The sequence below is a fragment of the Kribbella sp. NBC_00359 genome, assembly GCF_036097425.1.
Classification (GTDB): Bacteria; Actinomycetota; Actinomycetes; order Propionibacteriales; family Kribbellaceae; genus Kribbella.
Genome location: NZ_CP107975.1, coordinates 3,095,915 through 3,117,119, shown reverse-complemented (window position 1 = coordinate 3,117,119; position 21,205 = coordinate 3,095,915). Strand labels below are relative to the sequence as shown.

Here is a 21,205-nt window from a genome sequence, read left to right as displayed (position 1 = left end):
AAGTCATGGGTGAGCTGACCAAGATCGTGGTCGTCGTGCCGACCTACAACGAGCGGGAGAACCTGCCCGTGCTGGCCGGGCAGCTGGCCGACCTCAACCTGCCCGGCCTGGAGATGCTCGTCGTCGACGACAACTCCCCCGACGGCACCGGTGACATCGCCGACGAGCTGGCGAAGGAGTCGCCGGAGCGGGTCGGCGTACTGCACCGGACGGTGAAGGACGGTCTCGGCCGCGCGTACATCGCCGGGATCACCCGCGCCCTCGACGAAGGCGCCGACATCGTCATCCAGATGGACGCCGACCTGTCCCACCCGGCCTCGGTGATCCCGACCATGGTGGAGACGCTGCGGACGACGGACGCCGGCGTGGTGATCGGGTCCCGGTACGTCGAAGGCGGCGAGGCGGCGGCCGAGTGGGGCTGGCACCGGCGGGCGCTGTCCGCGTGGGCCAACTTCTACGTGAACGCGATCCTGCGGCTGCATGTGAAGGACGCCACGGCCGGGTTCAAGGCCTGGAAGGCGGACACGCTGCGCTGGATCGACGTGGGCACGATCGAGAGCAACGGGTACTCGTTCCAGGTCGAGATGAACTACCGGACGGTCAAGCGCGGCCTGCGCATCGCCGAGGTCCCGATCCGCTTCGAGGAGCGGACCGTGGGTGCGTCGAAGATGACCCTGAAGGTGCAGCTCGAGTCGGCCCTGATGCCGTGGAAGCTGCTGTTCTCGCGCTCCTAGCCGTAGCCCAGTTCGTGCAGGCGGGCGTCGTCGATGCCGAAGTGGTGCGCGATCTCGTGCACCACCGTGATGTTCACCTCGTCGACGACGTCCTCGACCGTGGCGCAGATCCGCAGGGTCGGGTTGCGGTAGATGGTGATCCGGTCCGGCAGTACGCCGCCGTAGTACTGCCCGCGCTCGGTGAGTGGGATGCCTTCGTAGAGCCCGAGCAGCTCCCGATCCCCGGCCGGCGGCTCGTCCTCGACGAAGATCGCCACGTTGTCGATCAGCGCCGCCAGCTCCCCCGGCACCTCGTCCAGCGCCTCCGCCACCAGCCCCTCGAAGTCCGCCCGACTCATCTCGATCACGCTGCCAGCGTAGTGACCTAGAGCCAGCCGTGTCGGGACGCTTGGACGCCGAGCTGGAACCTGGTCTGTGCGCCGAGCGCCTCCTGCAGCCGCCCGATCCGGCGCGCGATCGTCCGCTCGCTGACCCCGAACTCGCGGGCGATCGACTCGTCGGTCAGCCCCGCGCTCAGGTAGGTCAGCAGCCGCTTCGCGTCCAGGCTCGGACCGGCTTTCACGTCGTTCAGCTCGGTCCCGCCGGTGATCGGTACGGCGATCCGCCACAGCGCCTCGAAGATCCGCTCGAACCCACCCAGCAACGGGGAGTCGTGGACCACCATCGCCACGAACTCCGGACCCCGTCGTACCTCGGCACGAGCCCCGACCAGCGCCCACCGGTCGTCCACGATGGTGATGTTGAGCGGTACGTGCGGGAACACCTGGGCCAGCTCACCGGCCTGGATGCACGCCTGCACCAGGTGCAGCGCGTTGGCGTCCTGGAGGACGTGGGCGCCGTAGATCACGTCGTACCTGACACCCCGCTCGAGCGCGTCGAACATGCCGTCGACGATCCGCAGTTCGCGGGCAGCGAGGTTGCCCATGGTCATGGCCCGGACCTGTTCCTTGGCGTCGGTCTGGACCGAATTCAGGACCGCTTGTGAGGCGGCGTACGTCGGGAGGACCTCGAGGTAGTCCTGTTTGCCGGCGGCCGCCTTCCAGAGCTCGGAGAGCAGGTCTGCGCTGTCCCGGGCCAACTCCGCCTGCCTGGTGTGGCGTTCCGCGAGCGCACCCAGTGCGAGCCGTGGCGGACGGACCACGACGGCCTCAGTGGTCCGCTCGATCAGGCCCAGGCCGATCAGCTCATCGAGGGACGTCTCGACCTGGTCGTGCCGGGTCGCCAGGTCGGCCGGCGTGGTTTCCGGGTTCTGCAGCAGATCGAGGAAGACCGCCTCGGCTGTCGCCGAGAGTCCCAGTGCCTGCAGCGGTTCCATGCCCTTGTGTACCACCGGGCGACAGGTTCTCGCCATGCCGGTTTCTGACAGCTCGGGGCCTCGTAGCGGGCGCCGCGCCCGGCCAATACTGATGCCGCCCAAGTCCCCGCGTTTCCAGGAGTCCCCGATGAGAAAACGCCTGATCTGGCCGGTGGTCGCCGCTCTCGGCCTCACCTTCGGCCTCGTGGCGCCGTCCCCGTCCGCTTCGGCTGCGGACGCCGTACCCCAGAAGTTGTCGCCGCAGATCCAGCAGATAGTCGACAATCTGCCGGCGCTGCGCGAACGGGCTGAGGCGGTGAAGGCGAAGCTCGGCGTGGAGGACAACCCGATCCAGGACGCCGTACTCGACGCCATCGACCCGACCCAGTACGAGTGCTCCGACGCCACCCCGCCGGTGGTGGCCGCGATCATGCCGGACGTCACCAACTGGACCTTCGAGCAGCGGCTCGCGGTCCTCCACGTCCTGTTGTTCAACATGGCGCTCATGGATGCGGCGTACCTGCCGCAGACCGGTCCGTTCACCTACGGTGCGCGGGGCGAGTTCAGCAACCAGGTCAACCGCACGATCCGCGACCTGAAGAGGTTCTGGGACATCCCGTCCGGCGATGTCGAACTGGTGCCCGCACACGGCCGGGCCATGCTCGACCCCGAGGTGAACTACCGCGTCTTCACCGTGCTCTACGGCTTCGACCCGGCCGCGTCCCGTATCTCCGCCGACCTGGTCGCACACGAGCTCAACAGCCCGGCCCTCGGGTACGGCGACCTGCCGATCTTCACGTTCAACGCGTACGCCGCTCCCGGCGGTGAGGACGTCCCCGGCCTTGGCAAGTCCCCGCGGCGGATCGCCTTCGGTGACGGCGTGCTGGAAGGCTTCGCCCGGGTCGGACTGGGCGACGTGGCGCCGCAGGCCATCCTCGCGCATGAGTTCGGTCACCAGGTTCAGTACTCCGACGGCCTGATGCGGCCTGACCTGCCCGGGCCTGAGGCGTCCCGCTGGGCGGAGCTGATGGCGGACGCGTTCAGCGCGTACTTCCTCACCCACGCCCGCGGCGCCGCGATGCAGTGGAAGCGGGTGCAGGCGTTCGGCCAGATGTTCTACCAGCTGGGCGACTGCGGCTTTGCCGCGGACGGCCACCACGGCACACCCAATCAGCGGATGCGGTCCGCCCTCTGGGCCTACAGCGTCGCGGATTCGGCCCGCCCGCAGGGCCACATCCTTCCGGCCCTCGACTTCTTCGGGCTGTTCGCCGCTCAGTACCCGCAGCTGGTTGCCCCTGACGCGACCAGCTGATTCCAGGGCGCCGTACGCCTCCCCCCTGGGCGTACGGCGCCCGTCCCAGAACCCGTTTTGGCTGCGGGCGTGGTCTCCTCTATGCTTACGGCTGTCCCTGGAGCTTCGGCTCCCGCGGGTCCGAGTCCCCATCGTCTAGTGGCCTAGGACGCTGCCCTTTCAAGGCGGTAACGCGGGTTCGAATCCCGTTGGGGATACGGTCGAAAGACCGGTGTCAGAAGCACCTCGAAGATGCTGTAGGATCATCGAGTCATCTGGCCCAGTGGCGCAGTTGGTTAGCGTGCCGCCCTGTCACGGCGGAGGTCGCGGGTTCGAGTCCCGTCTGGGTCGCCAGGAGAAGGCGGCGGTGTCAACACACCGCCGCCGAACTTTCTCCCGGTCAGGTAGCTCAGCTGGTAGAGCGTCCGCCTGAAAAGCGGAAGGTCGGCGGTTCGAGACCGCCCCTGACCACCTCTCTCACCTACGGTTTCTCCATCGGAGAACCGCCGACCTCCCACAGATGACCGCAACGGCGGGATGCTGCGCGAGGGGCCAAGATCACGCCAGTGGTGGCTCTCCAAGACCCTGCAGGTGCTGGGACTCGTTCAGAGACACGACCTGATGGCTGAAGTGGGTGTCGTTGCGGCGGAGGGTGGTGATACCGCCTGCAGTCAGCGGAAAGAAGACCCGGTCTGTCAACGTCATCGGCATCCCGATCCAGGCAGCAATCAGATAGCTCGACGCCGACCCGTGAGACACCACTATCTGGTTCGCGACTGGTCGACGGAGGATGTCGTCGAGAGCCGGGTACAGGCGTTCGACCAACGCCATTCGTGTCTCCGCACCGGCCGGTCCGTCGTGATGGCCGAGGCGATCGCCGTACTCCGGAAGTGGGATGCGGCGCTCGGCGAGCCACGCGTGGGGCCGCCCGTCAGCCTCACCGTTGGACCTCTCGCGAAGCCGCGCATCAGTCTGAACCTCGACGAAGAACCTCCGAGCAATTCGCTCTGCCGCCTGGCTGGCTCGACTCAGATCAGAGGAATAGACCTCGACCGGCTCGAGTCCGATCCTGCCCTCCAGGACCTCGGCAATGCGTTCGGCCCGCAGGCGCCCACGGGCTGTCAGATCTGAGTCGTACCAGCCCCCAACGAGGCCGTCAACGTGATGCTGTGCCTCGGGATGCGCGACGAGGTAGATGTATCTCATTACCCTCCTTCGGGCCCACCCTTGCAGGGTCAGATCCTCTCACCAGTCAGCGATACACGCCGGGGAGACGCTTTGCACGGGTCCCATCTGGGTCATGACGAGGAGAGGTTTGGCGCCGGCAGGGCGGTAGAAGCAGCCCCTCCGGCAGCTCCTCACCCTCCGCTTGCGGACCCGGCGACAGGGGCTGACTCCGCGACTAGCATTGTCGTGCCGGCCTGGGGGACGTTCGGGAGGGCCACCGTGGCCGATCAGCAGAACTCAGCGAGCCGTATCGCCGAGAGCGTCATCGCCGCGATCATCCTCGCCGCGGTCACCTGGGCCTGGAAGCGGGATGTCGTCGGCACGCTCTGCATGTTCGTCGCCGTCGGCTGCGCGTACTACGTGATCAGAGGCGCCCGGAAGTCCGGCAACAGCAAGGCCTATTGGCGTGCCGCCGTTCCGTACTTCCTCGTCGGCGTCTTCCTGGCTGTAGTCCTGATCCTCTTGTTCCCGTAGCCCTCTGCGGTCCCGTAAGGATCGTCGTACCCCGCAGGGCCGGTGATCTTTCAGAGATCTCCGATGCCCTTAAAGGGTCAAACTGACACCTACTCCGTGGCCGGGCGCTAACTTGAGTGTTGGCTGTTGGAACCCGAAGTTCCGTGGCGACCGGCGCACTCCCGAAGTTTGCCTTCGATCGGGGCTCAGGACTGCAGCGACCGAGCAGGGGCCGGATCTCTTCGGCTCAACTGACCCGTCACGGCGCGCCCGGCTTCCCGGAACCACGGCTACAGGTTTTCGTTCCCACTGAAGTCTTCGGTGACCGCAACCGAGACCGCAACAGCGGGCGACAGCAACCGCCAGGGCTAGTTGGGAGCTCATCGTCTAGGACGGCGGCCGTATGGTGCCACAGGGCCGCTGTCGAACTGAAAGCGGAAGGTCGGCGGTTCGAGACCGCCCCTGACCACACTTCTCACCTACGGTTTTCTCGCTCTGGGAACCGCCAACCACTTCGCCGGGACCGCCGGTCAGTTCGGTCGGGTGTGGATAGCTTTGATACGCGGAGGGTCTGCTCAGAGTAATCTGGTGCCATGACTGCTGAGCCGATGCAGAGCTCGCCGGACGACCCCAGCGAGATCCTCCGCCTATTGCCGGCGAAGTGGCATGAGCAGTTCCTCAGCGAGTACCACGGCGCTCTAGACGCTGCCCACGAGGTGTGGCGCTTTCAGCAGCTGCGGGACGTGTTGCACCTCTGGCACCTGCGGGCGGTCGCGTACTCCGATCCAGGCTTCGATCATGCACTGCAAGCGGCCCGCGAGGATCGAGCTGACGAGTTCGTGCCGGCTGAGCAAGCGATACCAGGCTGGCCCGATCGGCTGTGAGCTACCGCGTGGAGTTTCACGCATCCGCGTTGGCCCAGCTGCAAGGATTGCCTTCATCGGCATTCGACGCTTTGGTCGAACGTGTCAGCAAGCTGGTCGGTGCGCCGTGGGAGACCCAAATCCTCGATCGAGATGAGCCGAGCTTTCGGCAATGCACCTTCGGTGGCCTCGGGCTGCTGTCCTTCCATGTCGACGACGATCGCGAGCAGATCCGGATCTTCGACGTGACCTGGGTCGGCTGAGCTATGACTCGTCCACCGTTGATCCTCACAGGTGGGCCCGCGGTGGGTAAGAGTGTGACGGCGCGTGCCCTCGCGGAAGGTCGCCCGAGATGTGCCTTCATCGATGTGGATGATGTGCGCCAACTGATCGTCGCGGGCGCTGCCGCACCGTGGGAGGGAGAGGAAGGCCGGGAACAGCAAAGGCTCGGCTTGACAAACGCGTGCAGCCTGGCTCGCAATTTCGTGGCCATGGGCATTGAGGTCGTCTTCTCTGACGTCCTCACGCCAGAGACCTGCCACTTGTACAGACGGGAGCTGCCCGGGTGCCTGATTGTGCACATGACGGTCGAGTTCCCGGAGGCGATATGGCGTGCGGCGTCCCGCAAAGTCTGGCTGACTGACCATGAATTCCGAATGCTTTACGAGGCCCACGCAGCGAACCCGCCGGCCGCTGACCACCGTATCCAGGTGGACAGACTCGACTTGCAGAACCAGACCGAGAAGGTGGCGAGACTCTGGGAGGAGCACGTCGATGATCCGCCTAGGAAGTATCTGAGATGAAGACCGTGGCCGGCGTTAGTAACCGACTTGGCTCAACGGAGCGACCCCCAGGCGAGGTTCTCACCAGCAGCACGAGAGTCACCGTCGAACTGAAAAGCGGAAGGTCGGCGGTTCGAGACCGCCCTGACCACCTTTCTTAAGCGTGAATCGGGCCACTACGGCCCAACCGCCAGTCTCCGTGAATCCCCCTCAGCGACCATCTGTAGTTGCACGGATGTTGCACAGGCTGGCCGCCCCAGTTGGCGTCCACGTGTCGTGTGGCTTCCATGTTCGGCGGTCAACCCCCTTCGTCCGGGGTTCCATGTACACCGTCACCGTGGACTTGCGGTAAGTCCGGACGTCTCGGTGCCGGAGTAGGATCGTCAGACCGGTGCGCCACACTCGCACTGGGGGTGGTGCGCCGTGAGCGAGGGCGAGTCCGTCGACCCCGTGGATCCCCACGCCTCTGGAACCCCTGCCGAGCAGCCGTCTGGTGCTAGACGGCTGTTGCACGTCCTCGGCGCGGTGGTGGTCGGGGCTGTGCTGCCGGCGGTGGTAGTCGGCGCACTCGTGGGTCAACTGGGAGTCTCAGCGCTGTTCACCGGCGTGCTGTGGGGCGCGTTGGGGACCAAGCTCGGCGGCACCCGCCGACTGGTCTATCTGACGCCCGGGATCGGGCTGGTCGCTGGGCTGGGGGCATACACCGCCTACGACTGGTCGTGGGTAGCGCTCCTGGCGATCGCGGGTCTCGTCTCCGGGTTCGGGTTCCGGTTCGGTTGGTTCGGAGCCTTGCTGATGGCACCGTACGCCGCCACGTTCGTGACGCCGGTCTCCACCGGATCCGCCGCAGTCACGTTCGGCGTCATCGTCGCGATCGGGACCGGATACGGCATCGTCATCGCTCGCCGCTTCGGTGCACCGCCGGTGGTCGAGGGTGACCGCTACTCGCTGCCGGTCACCGTCCTCATCGCGCTCGCGTTCGGCGCCGTGCTGGGCGCCGCAGCCGCACTCGGGGTCGCTTTGTCGTGGACCGAACCGTACTGGGTCCCGGAGCCGATCCTGATCCTGGTCATGTACCTGCTGATGGGCCGAAGGGAACGCATCCGCGAGAAGGCACTCGGCACCGCCCTCGGTGCAGCAGCTGCGGTGTTGGTTGCGATCATCGCTCCGCCCGCCTGGGTCCTGACCGCGCTCGCCATAGTCGCGTTCCTGCTCGCTGTCACCCAACGGGCGACGTACTGGCGGATGTACGGCCTCTATACGTTCTCCCTCGTGCTCTACTTCGCCGCCCCGGACGACGTCGCGTTCGAAGCAGAGCAGCGTGGGGTCCAGATCCTCGCAGGCATAGGCATCCTGATCATCGGACTAGCCATCCTCCATGCCATCGGCGACCGCGTGGCAAGGCGCTACCCACAACCCGAACTCGCCAGCGCCAGCCAACCCGGCTGAGCAGAACGGCGCCACGCCTGCAGACACGCCCCGCTTCCAAGCTGATACCCGTCCGACCGCAACCATGACCGCAGTGGCCAGCACCAGCTACCGACGAGACCGCTCGGCGAGCCCTACCCGACAACGATGCAGCCATGCACCCTGGGCACCGCCGTCGAGCTGAAAGCGGAAGGTCGGCGGTTCGAGACCGCCCCTGACCACCTCTCTCACCTGCGGTTTCTTGATCTGAGAACCGCCGATTCTCCCGCAGTTACCGCAACGCTTATCCGGCGGCCGCCTTTGCGAGCTGTTCGATCGCCTTGCGCTGGTCTTCTAGCGACGCGTGCGGGTAGATCGTCATCGTGACGTGAGTGTCCGCGTGCCCGGCGATCGCCTGCACGAGGTGCGGCGGCGGCCCGAGCCGCTGACTTCCAACTCAGGCATCTGGTGCGCGATGGCGCCGCCCAACGGTCCAGGGACCGCTGTTCGAGACCGCCCCTGACCACGCCCCTGACGTCCGGTTTCAGGTCGCGAGGCCGCTGACCAATTCGCTGGTGCAGGTCCAGCACCCCAGGCTGGGCGAGTCTTGATCGGGTGGCCTGCCAACGTGAGACTACGGAGATGCCGCGAGATCTCGTCGAAGTTGCATGCCGTTGGGTCGACGCGTTGGAGCAAGCGGATGTACCAGCGGCCAACTCGGTCAGCGGTCTCGTCGGGTGGGATCCAGGGCCGTGGATCGCCGAGGCGTGGCAGCCAGATGTGGAGGAACTCGCGGGCTCGGACCGGACGGTGGGCCGTGCGCGGCAGGTCAACGACCACATGGTCCGCGTCGTCCTGGTCGGCAACCGTGGACAGGCGTTCGTGAGCGTGGTGCTCGACGAGGCCGCCAAGGTCGTCGGTACGTCGGTCGACTCCGACGAGCAGGACGGACGGTTCTGGGTCGTCGTGGGCTGCCCCCAGGAGCGAGAGGACGAGCTGCGCGCGTTCTACACGATGCTCACCCATGGACGGATCGGGCCAGGCGAGGGCTGGATGCGCCCTCCACGCTGGCGCGACCCGGCAAACCCAACGCAGATCCACCTCGACGTGCTCGTCGCCGACCTGGAGGCCGCCGAGCACGCGGTGCTGGAGCACGGCGCGACGAAGCTGGAGGACTTCCCCGGCTGGCGCGTGTACGCCGACCCGGTGGGCCATCCCTTCTGCCTGTACCCCGGCCTCACCAAACCCACGGACCGATTCGGCACGCTCGTCCGCGTGGTGATCGACTGCACCGATCCACGACCGCTGGCGCGGTTCTGGGGCGCCGTGCTGGACATGCCGCGTACGGTCGAAGACTCACCCGACCGGATCGTGATCGCCCGCGACGACGACCGGCTGCCGATGCTCGCCCTGCAGCGCGTCCCCGACTACCGACCACCACGCTGGCCCGACCCCGAATACCCGCCACAGATGCACTTCGACATCGGCTTCGACGACCGGGCCGGGAAGGAACGTCTCGCCCTCGAGCTCGGAGGGACACGGCTACCGCCGCAGGGCGGCAGCTGCCCCGTGTACGCCGACCCCGCCGGCCACCCGTTCTGCCTTTGCTACAAGGGCGAGTGAGCCGACGCCAACGGTCTCCAGGAGGTGGGCTAGGCCGAGGCGGGGAGCTTTGGGGTGATCAGGCCTAGCCCGAGGGCGATCATGATCGCGTTTGCTCGGTTGACGGCGCCCAGCTTCTCGTACACGCGGGAAACATAGGTCTTGGCCGTCGAGAGGCTGACAAACATCGCGCCGGCGATCTCGGGCACAGAACGACCCGTGGCCAGGAGGGACAGGACCTCTTGCTCGCGCGGACTGAGCGCCAGACAAACCGCCACCGGATCACTCACAGACTGTCCACCGGCGACCTGGCCGCGACGGGCCAACGCGTGCATCAGGCCGGTCGCGGTGAAGGAAGCGGCCGCGACGGCGGCGTGCCGGATCGCGCAGAGGACTTCGGCGTTCGGGGCGGTCTTGTCGACGAAAGCGGAGACGCCGGTCTCGAGCGCCCTGAACAGTACGTCGTCCTCCGCCTGGGCCGTGAGTACGACAATGCCGAGCTCGGCGTGCCGGTCGCGGAGTTCACGGGCGAGCCGGAGGCCGTCCGCGTCAGGCAGAGCGACATCCAGGACCACGACGTCCGGCCGGGCGGACTCGACCAGTGCGGGCGCCTCCGCGGCGAGGCCGCATTCGCCGACGACGGTGATGTCGGCGTCAATGCTGACGAGCCTCATCAGTCCGTACCTGGTCAGTGTGTGGCCGTCGATGACGACGACCTTGATCGAGCTGTGCATCACTTGCCCCCGCCGGACTCTTCTGTGGCCCCCAGCCGGACATGAATGGATTTCACTTACTGAACCGATGATCGGCAGCCACCTACAACCCGTTACGGAATTCGAGTAGGTGCTTTTCGCCGAAACAATTGAACACTTGGTGAAAAAGTTTCCCAAACGCGGCGGGACTCCCCCATCACGCGACGGCGAGGATGGCCACCAGTGCCCCGCCGAGCATGAACGGGCCGAAGCTCATGCTGTGCTGGAGCGTGATCCGGCGTGCGATCAGCAGCACGAGGCTCACGACACCCATCAGGACGAAGCCCAGGGACGCGCCGACGAGCAGAGTCGGCCAGCCCAGCCAGCCGAGCGCGATGCCGATTCCGCCGGCGAGCTTGACGTCTCCGCCACCGAGCTGCCCCCGGCTCAGTACCGCCAGCACCAAGTAGCCGCCACCGAGCACCAGGCCGCCCAGCAGTGCGCGCAGCAGGTGCGACGGATGCCCGTCGACCGCCGTCGCGAGTCCGAACAGCGCAATCAGACCCGGGTACAGCAGCAGTGTCAACCGGTCGGGTAACCGCTGGACTGCGATGTCGATGGCGGCCAACGCGACCCCCAGCGCGCCGATGAAGGCGAACGGGGCCGCATCCGGAAGACCGGCGAACCGCCCCAGCAGCAGGGCAACCACCGCAGCGGTCACCAGCTCGAGGACGAACGGAGCGCCGAACCAGCCACGACACTGCGTACACCGGATCGCGAAACGTCCGCCGACCCCGGTCCCGCAGCGCGCGCAACTGGTGGGGGCGGGCTCGCCTGAAGCTACCGACAGCCGGAAGACCGTGCCGCGCAGCAGCAATCCGGCAACGAAGCCAATGGTGCCCCCGGCAACTATCCACGCGATGTCCATGCCGGCCAAGGTACGGCGCACCTCACGCGCGAAGAAACCACATCACCGCAGAACCGGCCGACCGGAGCCGCGGAGCCGGCTGACCGGCCGACGGTGTCAGCCGAACGACCGACAGACCTGTCGTCTCCTGTCGGTCGGTCGGCGTGGTCTCCGCCGTTGTCGGTCGATCGTTCTTCGCTGTCTGGCCGGTTGACCGATGCCGGGCCACGCCGGCGATCCCGCACTGTTTCGGTACCGATCGGCAGGTCGCCGTTCGATCAACGGGTGGGTCCCGCACCCGCCGCCAACCGAAGGGGTTCCCATGCTCAACAACCTGCTCACCTACGTGCAGACCGCCATCCAGCAGACGCGTCGCGACGAGCGCGGCGCCACGATGATCGAGTACGGCCTGATGGTCGCGCTGATCGCGATGATCGTGGTTCCCGCGCTGCTGATCCTGGGCCCGGCCATTGTCACCCTGTTCACCAACGTCGCCGGCAACCTCTGACCGATCGAGCGATCTGCCGATCCACTCCGTTCGATGGCAGGGGGTGGTGCGGCCCGGCCGGACGGCCGGGCCGCCGCCGCCTCGCCAGGTTGGAGTTCCGATGCCCAGTCTCGCGGGGTTCGTCAGAACCCTTGCCGGCAAGGTGATACGCGACGATCGCGGCGCGACCCTGATCGAGTACGGCCTGATCGTCGCGCTGATCGTGCTCGTCGTCGTACCCACTGTCATCATCCTCGGCCCGTTGGTCGCCGCTTTGTACACCGGCGTCATCGGGGCCTTCTGATCGACCTTCAGGAACCGGAGAACTCATGTATCCGAGACGAGGGAAGCGCGGCGGGGAAACTCACCACGGCCACGTATCTCGCATCCGGCCCACGGCATGGGTACGCCGCATGCTCCCTTCGCCGGTACATGGGGGCAGCGGCGCGGACCGCGGCGCCACCGCTGTCGAGTTCGCGCTTCTGCTTCCCCTGCTGCTGCTGATCGTGATGGGCATCATCGACTTCGGCCGGATGCTCAACGCACAGCAGACGCTCACCCAGGCCGCGCGCGAAGGCGCTCGGCTCGTCGCACTCGGACAGCCGAACGTGGCGAGTCGCACGCAGGCAGCCGCAACCGGGCTGAGCCCCGTCGGCGTGTCGATCCAGTCGGCCTGCCCGGTCGGCGCCGGCCCCGGCAGCAACGGCGCCGTGCAAGCCAGCTTCACCTTCCAGTTCACGCCGGGCCTCGGATATCTCGTCGGCTTTTTCGGCGGCACCGGCCTGAGTGGCCAGACCACGTTGTCCGCCCGGGGAGTCATGCCATGCGAAACCTGATTCCACCGTTCGTCCGTCCGATGATGCGGCTGCTCGGCACCGACGACCGGGGTGCCTTCGGGGTCCTGGTCGGCATGCTGCTCGCGACCGGCGTACTGCTCGGCATGGCTGCTCTGACCGTCGATGTCGGACGGCTGTACCAGGAGCGTGCCGAGCTGCAGAACGGCGCGGACGCCGGCTCGCTCGCCGTCGCGAAGAGCTGCCTCACCGGGCCGGCGTGCACCACCGGTACGGCGGCCACCTACGCGAACCTCAACGCGAAGGACGGCGTGTCGGCGGTGACCTTGGTCTGCGGTCATGACATCAAAGGCGGTCTGCCGGGTTGTCCGGCGCCCTCGGGAACCATGGTCGACTGCCCGAGCGCACCGGCGACCGGGACGAACTACGTCGATGTCCACACCGCCACGAAGACATCGGGCGGCTCCTCGCTGTTGCCGCCGGTGTTCGCCCGCGCGTTGACCGGAAACGCCGGCTACCAAGGCAGTACGGTCCACGCCTGCGCTCGCGCGATGTGGGGACCGGCCCTACAGACCTCGCACTCGCTCGCGATGACGCTCTCGTTGTGTGCCTGGACCCAGGCGACCGGCGGTACTCCGCCGACCTTCGGCACCAACGTCCGGATCTTCGTGCGCGACGCGCCCAGCGCGCCCACCTGCGCGGGTCTGAGCGCCCCCGGTGAGTTCGGCTGGCTGAACGACACTGGCGGATGCATGGCCGAGATCGACATCACGCTGAGCGGTGTCATCGCGGGCAGCGACCCCGGCAAGAGCATCTCCAAGGCGTGTCAGGACACGTTGACGTCGTACGTCGCGAGCGGGGCACCGATCTTCATCCCGATCTTCGACACGACCACCGGAAGCGGCAGCGGTGCGACGTACCACCTCGTCGGACTGGCCGCCTTCGTCCTCACCGGCTACGCGAACATGAACCCGCTCAAGGACGCGATCCCCTCGCCGTTCACCAAGAGCAGTTGCCCGAACGGGGGCACTACTCCGTCCTGCATCTACGGACATTTCACGCAGGCCCTGGTGCCTGTGTCGACCACCGTCGGCACCGGCACGTACTTCGGCGCCGCGGCCGTCAGGCTCGCCGGCTAGTACCGCCAGCAGAAGAGAGAGAACCATGAAACGTCGAGTTTTGACCATCGTGCTGGCGGTCGCGCTGGCCGTACTCGGGACAGCCGCCGTGCTGGTGTACGTCGATCGCGCGGACGCCCGCGCCGTCGCCGGACAGCAAGCAGTGACCGTTCTCGTTGTAGGCAAGGCGATTCCGTCCGGAACCTCCGCCGCTGACGCGAAGGCATCACTGAACAAGGAGACATTGCCGGCCTCCTCGGTGTCGTCAGACGCCGTCACGGACATCACGCCGGCGCAGGAGTCCCTCGTCACCTCGTCCGACCTCAGCCCGGGCCAGCTGCTCCTGAAGTCGATGCTGGTGACTCCCGCGCAGGCCACCGGCGGACTGGCGATTCCCGAAGGCAAGGTGGCTGTCACCATCACGCTCTGCAGCCCAGAAGCGGTTGCCGGCAATGTGAAGGCCGGCTCGGACGTCGCCGTCTTCGGTACGGTCGTCGCCGGCAGCACCGGCGATGTCAGCGCGCAGCCGAACTGCACCGGCCAGCACAAGCAACAGGGCGGCGGCAAGGCCGTCGCCAAAACCGCGGTCGTCATCCCGAAGGTGCGCGTGATCGCGATCGGCCCGGCCACGTCCGGTGCGCCGCAAGACGATGCCAAGACCAGCAACAGCTCCTTCTCGCAGGGCGCCGCGGCGCAGAACGACCTGACGCTGGTGACCTTCGCCGCGAATCAGATCGACGCCGAGCGCCTGATCCAGCTGTCCCAAACCTCGCTGCCGTACCTGGCACTGCTCGGTCCGTCCGCCCAGGTCAGGGTCCAGGACCACAACGAGCCGTTGTTCCCGGTGGCGCCGAAGCCTAGGAAGAAGTGAGGGCACTGCGATGACCATTCTCTGCCAGCCGGCCGCTGCGCCGGACGACCTGATCTCGAACCTCGGTGCGAACGTTCGGTCGGTCGACGACCTCGATGCCGCGCTCCGCGCCCTGAACGACGACGCCGCCGAGGATCTCGTCGTGGTCGGACCCCATGCCGACGCCCGGGCCGCCCTGCGGTTCGCCGCGGACCTGCGGTTGGAGCGGCCGGCCACCGGCCTGATCCTGGTCCGCGAGCACGTGGACGTCGACCTGCTCACGGAGGCACTTCGAGCCGGAGTGCGGGAGGTGGTTGCCGCCGGCGACCCTGTAGCGCTCGTCGCGGCGTGCGAGCGCTCACGGACGCTGTCGGGCCGGGTGCGTGTCAACGACGAGCCGGAACCGGAACACCAGGGCAAGGTCGTCACGGTGTTCGCGGCCAAGGGCGGGTGTGGCAAGACCACCATCGCGATCAACCTGGCCGCGGCGCTGTCGGCGACCGACGGCAACCGGGTCTGCTTGGTGGACCTCGATCTCGCCTTCGGTGACGTGGCGATCAGCGTTCAGCTCGACCCTGTCCGCACGATCAGCGACGCCTTGCCGATGGCCGGCCATCTCGACACGACGGGCGCCGTGTCGTTGCTGACGTCGTACCGGCCCGGGCTGGACATGCTGCTCGCGCCCGTGACCCCCGGCGATGCGGAGAAGATTCCCGCCGCGCTGGTCGGCGAGCTGCTCACGGTACTGCGCGGAATGTTCGACTTCGTCGTGGTCGACACGCCTGCGCAGTTCAGCGAGCACGTGCTGACCGCGATGGACGTCTCCGATCACCATGTCCTGCTGACCACACCGGACACGCCGGCACTGAAGAATCTGCGCATCACGCTGGACATGCTCGACCTGCTGTCCTACTCGCGCGACATCCGCACAGTGGTGCTCAATCGCTCCGATTCGAAGGTCGGACTGTCTTCGGGCGATGTCGAGCGCGTGGTCCGTAGTGCCATCAACGGGCACGTGCCGTCCAGCCGCAACGTCCCCATTTCGATTAACAAGGGCACTCCGATCGTGATCGCGACCCCGACTCATCCGGTCAGCCAGGCGATCACTCGGCTCGCCCACGAACGTCTGCTCGACCGACCCGTTGCGACGAGGTCCAAGGCGTTCGCACGCCGTGGCGCGGGCAGGCGATCATGACCCTGTCCGAACGATTGGCCAAGCGCCAGGCACCCCTTGGGCAACAGTCCCGGACGGTGCCGACGAGCTCACCGAGTCCGCAGACGTCCGCCGACGTACCGCGCCGTGCAGCACGGAACGCCGACCCCTTCGCCGGTGTGAAGCGCAGCGTGCACCAGGGTCTGTTGGAGAGCCTGGGTCCCAAGCTGTACGACGCTCACCTCGACCAGCACGAGCTCGAACAGCAGGTCACGCAAACCCTGCAGGCAGTACTGCAGCGCGATGACACCCCGATGACCGCGGCCGACCGTGCGCGCGTCGCGCAGGAGGTCGCCGACGAGATCCTCGGCCACGGCCCCCTCGAGCCGTATCTGCGCGATGCCGGCGTCTCCGAGATCATGGTCAACGGTCACGACCAGATCTACGTCGAACGCGACGGGCGGCTGACCCCGGTCGACGCGGCGTTCACCGACGAGAGCCACCTGCGTCGCACCATCGACAAGATCGTCTCCCGAGTCGGCCGCCGGGTCGACGACGCCAGCCCGATGGTGGATGCGCGGCTGCCCGACGGCAGCCGGGTGAACGCCGTCGTACCGCCGATCGCGCTGGACGGGTCACTGCTCACGATCCGGAAGTTCGCCGCCGACCCCTTCACGGTCGACGACCTGATCTCGTTCGGCACGCTGACCGGGCCGGTCGCGGAACTGCTGCAGGCCTGCGTGCGGGGCCGGTTGAACGTCCTGATCGGCGGCGGCACCGGCTCCGGCAAGACGACGACGCTGAACGTGCTGTCGTCGTTCATTCCCGATGACGAACGCATCGTCACGATCGAGGACGCCGCCGAGCTACAGCTGCGGCAGGAGCACGTACTGCGGCTCGAATCGCGTCCGGCGAACGTCGAGAAGCGTGGCGAGATCGCGATCCGCGAACTGGTGCGCAACTCCCTGCGGATGCGCCCCGACCGCATCATCATCGGTGAGGTCCGCGACGGCGCCGCGCTGGACATGTTGCAGGCGATGAATACGGGCCACGACGGCTCGATCACGACCGTGCACTCCAACGCACCACGCGACTCGCTGTCCCGGCTGGAGACCATGGTGCTGATGGCCGGCGTCGACCTGCCACAGCGGGCGATCCGCGAGCAGATGTCCTCGGCACTCGACCTCATCGTGCACCAAGCCCGCCTCAAGGACGGGACACGTCGCATCACGCACATCACCGAGGTCACCGGCATGGAGGGTGAGGTCATCACCCTCCAGGACGTGTTCCAGTTCGACTTCCGCGCGGGCGTCGACGAGCGCGGCAGCTTCCGCGGCGCCCTGCGGTCGACCGGCCTGCGCCCAGGTTTCCTCGAGCGGCTCGCTGATCGCGGCGTCTACCTGCCGCCGCGGATGTTCGGCGTGGAAGAGGTCTACCGATGACGATCGCGCGACGCATCCTCTGGCTGGGTGTCGTAGTCCTCGGCTTGGCAGTGGTGCTGCCGGGGATCGCGCACGCGGACGGCGCTCCGTCGGCACGGATCGACTCTGTGCAGGTCAGCCATGGCCATGCCGGCTTCGTGCTCACGACCGCCAACGTGTCAGGAAAGCTGGACTCGAAGACGGTGCGCGTCCAGGCCGGCAGCACCTCGCTGCCGGCACAGGTGACGCCAGTGAGCAGCACGACCATGACAGCAGCCCCGCCGCGCGCGGTGGTCATCGCGCTGGACACCAGTGGCTCGATGGCCGGCTCGGGGCTTGCCGCGGCGCGTCAGGCCGCGCTCAGCTACCTTGCCAGCCTGCCGAACGACGTACAGGCGGGCTTGATCACCTTCTCCGACCGGCCCCGTCTCTTGGTCTCGCCGACGACGAACCGCATTCTGGTGCGTGCGGCATTGGCGCACGTGCAGGCCACAGGCAACACAGCGCTGTACGACGCTGTCCGCGCAGCCGTCGCAACCCTCGATGCCGCCCACCTCGGCTCGTCAGCCCAGCGCAGGCTGGTCGTGCTGTCGGACGGTGTCGACACGTCCAGCAAGGCGAATCTCACGTCGGTGACCAGGCAGCTCGCGGCGGATCGCGTCCCGGCCGACGTCGTCGCATTCCGGTACGGCAGTGGCGACGCATCAGCGGCACAGCAGATCGCGTCGGCCGCGGGCGGACGGATACTAACCGCGCAGAACGCCGGTGAGCTGACTGCGGCCTTCGCTGCCGTGGCGCGGAACTTCACTGCGCGCGCCAAGGTCGACGTCACTGTGCCCGACGCATTGGCCGGCCGTAGCGTCATACTCCGGGTCGCCATCGGTTCGGTCAGCGCCAAGACCTTGGTGACCTTTGCCGCAGTCACTCCGCCAACTCCTGCGCCGGCACCGACGAACGCCGCACAGCCGGCTCGGTCGCACCAGACCGTCTGGTCCTGGCAGCTTCTCGCGCTGCTGGCCGGCGTCTTCTTGATCGTGGTGCTCGCCGTCGTACTCCTGCGCTGGCAGGGCTCCCGGGAAGACACTGCGCGTCGGTTGATCCAGAAGGTCAGCCAGTACGGGCCACGCCGCGACGAGCACAACACCGGTGAGGTGGAGGGCGCTACCGAGCGGACCGCGGTCGGACTCGTCGCCCAGGTGCTGCGGTCCAGCGGTGCGGACCAAGGTCTTGCCAAGCGGCTCGATCTCGCGGACGTCAAGCGCAAGCCCGCCGAATGGGCGTCGCTGGTCCTCTGCGGCAGTGTGGCGCTGGGGGTCGCCCTGATGCTCGTGGGCGTCAACGCGCCGCTCAGTTTGCCGATCGGACTTCTCGTCGGATGGCTCGCCCAACATGTCTTCCTCAATATCCGCATCGGGCGCCGCCGTGCCGCCTTCGGCGAACAACTCCCCGATGTGCTTCAACTGATCGTCGGATCGCTTCGCTCCGGGTTCTCGCTGGCTCAGGCCATCGATGCCGTCGTACGAGACGGCGCGCAACCGGCCGCGAGTGAGTTCTCCCGGGCACTCGCGGAAACCAGGATCGGTGTCGATCTCGAGGACGGTCTCACCCACGTTGCGGACCGGATGCACTGCGAGGACCTGCGCTGGGTCGTGATGGCCACCCGGATCCAACGGGAGGTCGGCGGCAACCTGGCCGAGGTACTGACGAACACCGTCGACACCATGCGCGAACGCGCACAGACCCGCCGCCACGTCCGGGCGCTCAGTGCCGAAGGGCGGCTGTCCGGCTACATCATCGTCAGTCTGCCGATTGCGCTCGGTGCGTGGCTGACGTTGAGCAAACCGCAGTACATGAGCCCGCTGTTCACCACACCGATCGGCGTCATGATGGTCGCCGCCTGCGTCGGACTCATCATCGTGGGCGCGTTCTGGATTCGCGTCTTGATCAAGGTGGAGGCATGAGATGAACCCGACCGTGCTCTTGATCGCGGGAGTCGCCGCGCTCGGCCTCGCCATTGTCCTGGCAGTCATCAGCATCACCGCGCGAACTACCGAAGGCGGCGTGGCCCGGGCACTCGCCACGATCGACAGTCACTACACGCAGCACGCACCGGTGGAGCTCGAGCCGAAGCGTGATCCGTTCGCCGCACTGCCAGGCTGGCTGCGCGGAGTCGCCGTACGTCTGTCGCCCTCGGGCATCAGTACGACGCTTCAGCACCGGCTCGACCTGGCCGGCAACCCGTCGGGGTTGACGCCCGACCGAGTCCTGGCGGCAAAGGGCCTGGGTCTGTTCATCCTGGGCAGTCTGGGCGGCCTGTACGGGCTTCAGACGATCGGCCTGCTCATCGTGGGCGCTGCCGTGGCGGGGACCGTCGGCTTCTTCCTGCCTGACGTGCTGCTGTACAACACCGGGATCAAGCGACAGGAGAAGATCCAGAAGGCCTTGCCCGACGCGCTCGACCTGCTCACGGTCTGCGTCGAGGCTGGGCTCGGATTCGACGCGGCACTGGCGCAGGTCGCCCGTAACACCACCGGCCCGCTGGCTGCCGAGTTCTCCCGGGTGCTGCAGGAGATCCAGATCGGCAAGTCGCGATCGCAGGCTCTGCGCGCGATGACCGACCGGACGACCGTGCCCGGGCTGCGATCGTTCGTGTCCGCGCTCGTGCAGGCCGGCGAGCTGGGCATCACGATCGCCGACGTACTGCGTGAACAGGCGAAGGAGATGCGGCTGCGGCGCAGGCAACGTGCCGAGGAGAAGGCCCAGAAGGTGCCGGTGAAAATCCTGTTCCCGCTGGTGTTCTGCCTGTTCCCGTCCATGTTCGTCGTCATCATCGGCCCCGGCGTGATCAGCATCATCCACGTCTTCTTCGGGAAGTAGACGATGGCCTCGACCCCTTCTAGCTCAAGGGGTCGAGGCCATCCTGCCGATCGAACCAGTGTCGCGTCAGATGTGGGCGCGCGGCGACTCCTTCAGATCGCAGTGGCTAGCCGTTGATGAACACGTAGTCGGCCTGGTATGGGACGTTGACGAGCGGCGTGGCCTGCGGGTCGCAGGTACCGGTCGGCGCGACGCCGCCGACTGTGTTGAGGCGAAGCACCTCGACGGCGTTCGACAGCAGTCCGGAGGAGTCGCCGATCTGGGTGGCGTCGAGGTCCAGTTCGGCGATGTTGCCCGCGCCGTTGGCGTTCTTGGAGACGACCTTGCCGGTGACAGCGCTGCCGTCGGCTGCTTGCCACTGCGGCGGGCCGGCGGCCGGCTGGACGAAGGTGTGGTGGATGCCGCCGGTGAGGCGTGCCTCGACGTTGTTCTGGGTGAAGGCGAACGAGCCGTCGCGTTGCACGGTGCAGGCGTAGATCTGGCTGCCGAAGACCACCGACTCCTGCACTGCCGCCACTCCGGTCGTGCTGACCGCGTGACTGAGCTGGTGTAGCTGGGCACGTACGGCGCCATTCGGGAAGTCATCGTTTCGCAGGTCGGTGTAGAAGCCGCTCGGGTCTGAGCGCAACGCGTCAAGCACGGTCGGGTCGCTGACGGTCACGCTGCCGGAGGCGAAGCTACCCCCTCCGCTCGGCCTGGTGAACAAAGGTACGACGACGGGCCCGTCCGCTCCTCGACCGGCGGCGTGGATGGCTGCCTCGGTCGGGGTGCTGATGCCGCGCCAGGACACCGAGTAGCTGAGCGTGTTGCCCTGGATGCCGATGAGTTCCAGCGCCCGCCCGTCCGGATCGCCGCCCGTGACCTCGTTGCGGCCCTCCAGGCTCGCGACGAAGGAGGCGGGTGCTGCGGTCGGGTCGCCTGGCACGGTGATCCCCGCCGGCGGTGTCGCCCGGCTGTTAGCTGACGCCGCGCCGACGGCGAGCGTGGTGGACGCGGCAGTCGCGACGAGGGCTGCGCCGATACCGCGGGCCAGGCGGCGTTTTGTGCTGCTAGACATGGTGATTGTCCTTCCGGATCTGCGGCCGACGCTTGTGCACGGCCCACGTCAGGAAGTACGTCGATTTGCCGGCCGGCGCCCAACCGAAACCTGCGGCAAACCTCACAGCCGCCCAGGTGAACCGAACCGGTTCCGCGTGCGTGCCGCGCGAGGGCCCGATGGTGAAGGATGAAGCCGCCTCGACGAGCGGTAGCCC

The 21,205-nt window shown here is 67.2% G+C and carries 23 protein-coding genes and 3 tRNA genes; 20 read left to right on the top strand and 6 right to left on the bottom strand.

Going from position 1 to position 21,205, the window contains the following annotated elements:
* Positions 1-5 precede the first annotated feature (5 nt).
* The gene (locus OG876_RS15285) at positions 6-734 is read left to right on the top strand and encodes a polyprenol monophosphomannose synthase (RefSeq protein WP_328525512.1); all 729 of its coding nucleotides are present in this window, start codon (positions 6-8) and stop codon (positions 732-734) included.
* Here the strand turns inward: OG876_RS15285 and OG876_RS15280 are convergent.
* Together OG876_RS15280 and OG876_RS15275 are read right to left on the bottom strand one after the other, a co-directional pair.
* Positions 731-1,081, bottom strand: a complete 351-nt coding sequence (locus OG876_RS15280) for a metallopeptidase family protein (protein WP_328525511.1) — start codon at positions 1,079-1,081, stop codon at positions 731-733. The two genes, OG876_RS15285 and OG876_RS15280, sit on opposite strands and share 4 nt — an antisense overlap.
* A gap of 17 nt (positions 1,082-1,098) precedes the next feature.
* Complete coding sequence (locus OG876_RS15275; protein WP_328525510.1) at positions 1,099-2,049, bottom strand: hypothetical protein; 951 nt, start codon at positions 2,047-2,049, stop codon at positions 1,099-1,101.
* 127 nt (positions 2,050-2,176) lie between these two features.
* On the opposite strand from OG876_RS15275, the gene OG876_RS15270 reads away from it, so the two are divergent.
* The 4 genes from OG876_RS15270 to OG876_RS15255 all read left to right on the top strand — a co-directional run bounded on the left by OG876_RS15270 (position 2,177) and on the right by OG876_RS15255 (position 3,790).
* Entirely contained in the window at positions 2,177-3,340 is a 1,164-nt protein-coding gene (locus OG876_RS15270) for a hypothetical protein (RefSeq protein WP_328525509.1), read from the top strand.
* A gap of 124 nt (positions 3,341-3,464) precedes the next feature.
* Positions 3,465-3,537: transfer RNA gene (locus OG876_RS15265), tRNA-Glu, on the top strand.
* Positions 3,538-3,596: 59 nt separating this feature from the next.
* Positions 3,597-3,673: transfer RNA gene (locus OG876_RS15260), tRNA-Asp, on the top strand.
* A 44-nt stretch (positions 3,674-3,717) separates the two neighbouring features.
* Positions 3,718-3,790: transfer RNA gene (locus OG876_RS15255), tRNA-Phe, on the top strand.
* An 87-nt stretch (positions 3,791-3,877) separates the two neighbouring features.
* Here OG876_RS15255 and OG876_RS15250 read toward each other — a convergent pair.
* A complete protein-coding gene (locus OG876_RS15250; RefSeq protein WP_328525508.1) occupies positions 3,878-4,525 on the bottom strand; it encodes a histidine phosphatase family protein in 648 nt (215 codons plus the stop codon).
* Positions 4,526-4,765: 240 nt separating this feature from the next.
* On the opposite strand from OG876_RS15250, the gene OG876_RS15245 reads away from it, so the two are divergent.
* The 6 genes from OG876_RS15245 to OG876_RS15220 all read left to right on the top strand — a co-directional run bounded on the left by OG876_RS15245 (position 4,766) and on the right by OG876_RS15220 (position 9,674).
* Entirely contained in the window at positions 4,766-5,020 is a 255-nt protein-coding gene (locus tag OG876_RS15245) for a hypothetical protein (protein WP_328525507.1), read from the top strand.
* Between the two features lie 572 nt (positions 5,021-5,592).
* A complete protein-coding gene (locus tag OG876_RS15240) occupies positions 5,593-5,883 on the top strand; it encodes a DUF6247 family protein (RefSeq protein ID WP_328525506.1) in 291 nt (96 codons plus the stop codon).
* A complete protein-coding gene (locus OG876_RS15235) occupies positions 5,880-6,125 on the top strand; it encodes a type II toxin-antitoxin system RelE family toxin (RefSeq protein WP_328525505.1) in 246 nt (81 codons plus the stop codon). Before OG876_RS15240 ends, OG876_RS15235 begins: the two co-directional genes overlap by 4 nt.
* Positions 6,126-6,167: 42 nt before the next feature.
* Positions 6,168-6,665, top strand: coding sequence for a hypothetical protein (locus OG876_RS15230; protein ID WP_328525504.1), 498 nt, complete (start codon positions 6,168-6,170; stop codon positions 6,663-6,665).
* Between the two features lie 402 nt (positions 6,666-7,067).
* Positions 7,068-8,093: an FUSC family protein gene (locus OG876_RS15225; RefSeq protein WP_328525503.1), complete on the top strand. Its 1,026-nt coding sequence runs from the start codon at positions 7,068-7,070 to the stop codon at positions 8,091-8,093.
* A 600-nt stretch (positions 8,094-8,693) separates the two neighbouring features.
* Positions 8,694-9,674 (top strand): VOC family protein, encoded by a 981-nt coding sequence (locus OG876_RS15220; RefSeq protein ID WP_328525502.1) that lies wholly within the window; start codon positions 8,694-8,696, stop codon positions 9,672-9,674.
* A 29-nt stretch (positions 9,675-9,703) separates the two neighbouring features.
* Here the strand turns inward: OG876_RS15220 and OG876_RS15215 are convergent, their stop codons facing one another.
* Complete coding sequence (locus tag OG876_RS15215; RefSeq protein WP_328525501.1) at positions 9,704-10,387, bottom strand: response regulator transcription factor; 684 nt, start codon at positions 10,385-10,387, stop codon at positions 9,704-9,706.
* A 175-nt stretch (positions 10,388-10,562) separates the two neighbouring features.
* Complete coding sequence (locus OG876_RS15210; protein WP_328525500.1) at positions 10,563-11,273, bottom strand: A24 family peptidase; 711 nt, start codon at positions 11,271-11,273, stop codon at positions 10,563-10,565.
* Between the two features lie 301 nt (positions 11,274-11,574).
* On the opposite strand from OG876_RS15210, the gene OG876_RS15205 reads away from it, so the two are divergent.
* The 9 genes from OG876_RS15205 to OG876_RS15165 all read left to right on the top strand — a co-directional run bounded on the left by OG876_RS15205 (position 11,575) and on the right by OG876_RS15165 (position 19,952).
* Positions 11,575-11,760, top strand: a complete 186-nt coding sequence (locus tag OG876_RS15205) for a Flp family type IVb pilin (RefSeq protein ID WP_328525499.1) — start codon at positions 11,575-11,577, stop codon at positions 11,758-11,760.
* A gap of 100 nt (positions 11,761-11,860) precedes the next feature.
* Positions 11,861-12,043 (top strand): Flp family type IVb pilin, encoded by a 183-nt coding sequence (locus OG876_RS15200; protein ID WP_328525498.1) that lies wholly within the window; start codon positions 11,861-11,863, stop codon positions 12,041-12,043.
* A 109-nt stretch (positions 12,044-12,152) separates the two neighbouring features.
* Positions 12,153-12,575 carry a TadE/TadG family type IV pilus assembly protein gene (locus OG876_RS15195; protein WP_328525497.1) on the top strand — a complete coding sequence of 141 codons (423 nt, stop codon included), beginning with the start codon at positions 12,153-12,155 and terminating at the stop codon, positions 12,573-12,575.
* Positions 12,563-13,672, top strand: coding sequence for a TadE/TadG family type IV pilus assembly protein (locus tag OG876_RS15190; protein WP_328525496.1), 1,110 nt, complete (start codon positions 12,563-12,565; stop codon positions 13,670-13,672). Before OG876_RS15195 ends, OG876_RS15190 begins: the two co-directional genes overlap by 13 nt.
* Before the next feature lie 25 nt (positions 13,673-13,697).
* Positions 13,698-14,522, top strand: coding sequence for a Flp pilus assembly protein CpaB (cpaB, locus tag OG876_RS15185; protein ID WP_328525495.1), 825 nt, complete (start codon positions 13,698-13,700; stop codon positions 14,520-14,522).
* 10 nt (positions 14,523-14,532) lie between these two features.
* Positions 14,533-15,696: an AAA family ATPase gene (locus OG876_RS15180; protein WP_328525494.1), complete on the top strand. Its 1,164-nt coding sequence runs from the start codon at positions 14,533-14,535 to the stop codon at positions 15,694-15,696.
* Entirely contained in the window at positions 15,693-17,096 is a 1,404-nt protein-coding gene (locus OG876_RS15175; RefSeq protein WP_328525493.1) for a CpaF family protein, read from the top strand. The genes OG876_RS15180 and OG876_RS15175 overlap by 4 nt, the downstream gene beginning before the upstream one ends.
* Positions 17,093-19,036, top strand: a complete 1,944-nt coding sequence (locus OG876_RS15170) for a VWA domain-containing protein (RefSeq protein WP_328525492.1) — start codon at positions 17,093-17,095, stop codon at positions 19,034-19,036. Before OG876_RS15175 ends, OG876_RS15170 begins: the two co-directional genes overlap by 4 nt.
* Position 19,037: 1 nt before the next feature.
* Positions 19,038-19,952, top strand: a complete 915-nt coding sequence (locus OG876_RS15165) for a type II secretion system F family protein (RefSeq protein ID WP_328525491.1) — start codon at positions 19,038-19,040, stop codon at positions 19,950-19,952.
* 106 nt (positions 19,953-20,058) lie between these two features.
* Here OG876_RS15165 and OG876_RS15160 read toward each other — a convergent pair whose 3' ends face one another.
* On the bottom strand, positions 20,059-21,009 hold the full coding sequence (locus OG876_RS15160; RefSeq protein WP_328525490.1) for a DUF3455 domain-containing protein: 951 nt from the start codon (positions 21,007-21,009) through the stop codon (positions 20,059-20,061).
* Positions 21,010-21,205: the final 196 nt, after the last annotated feature.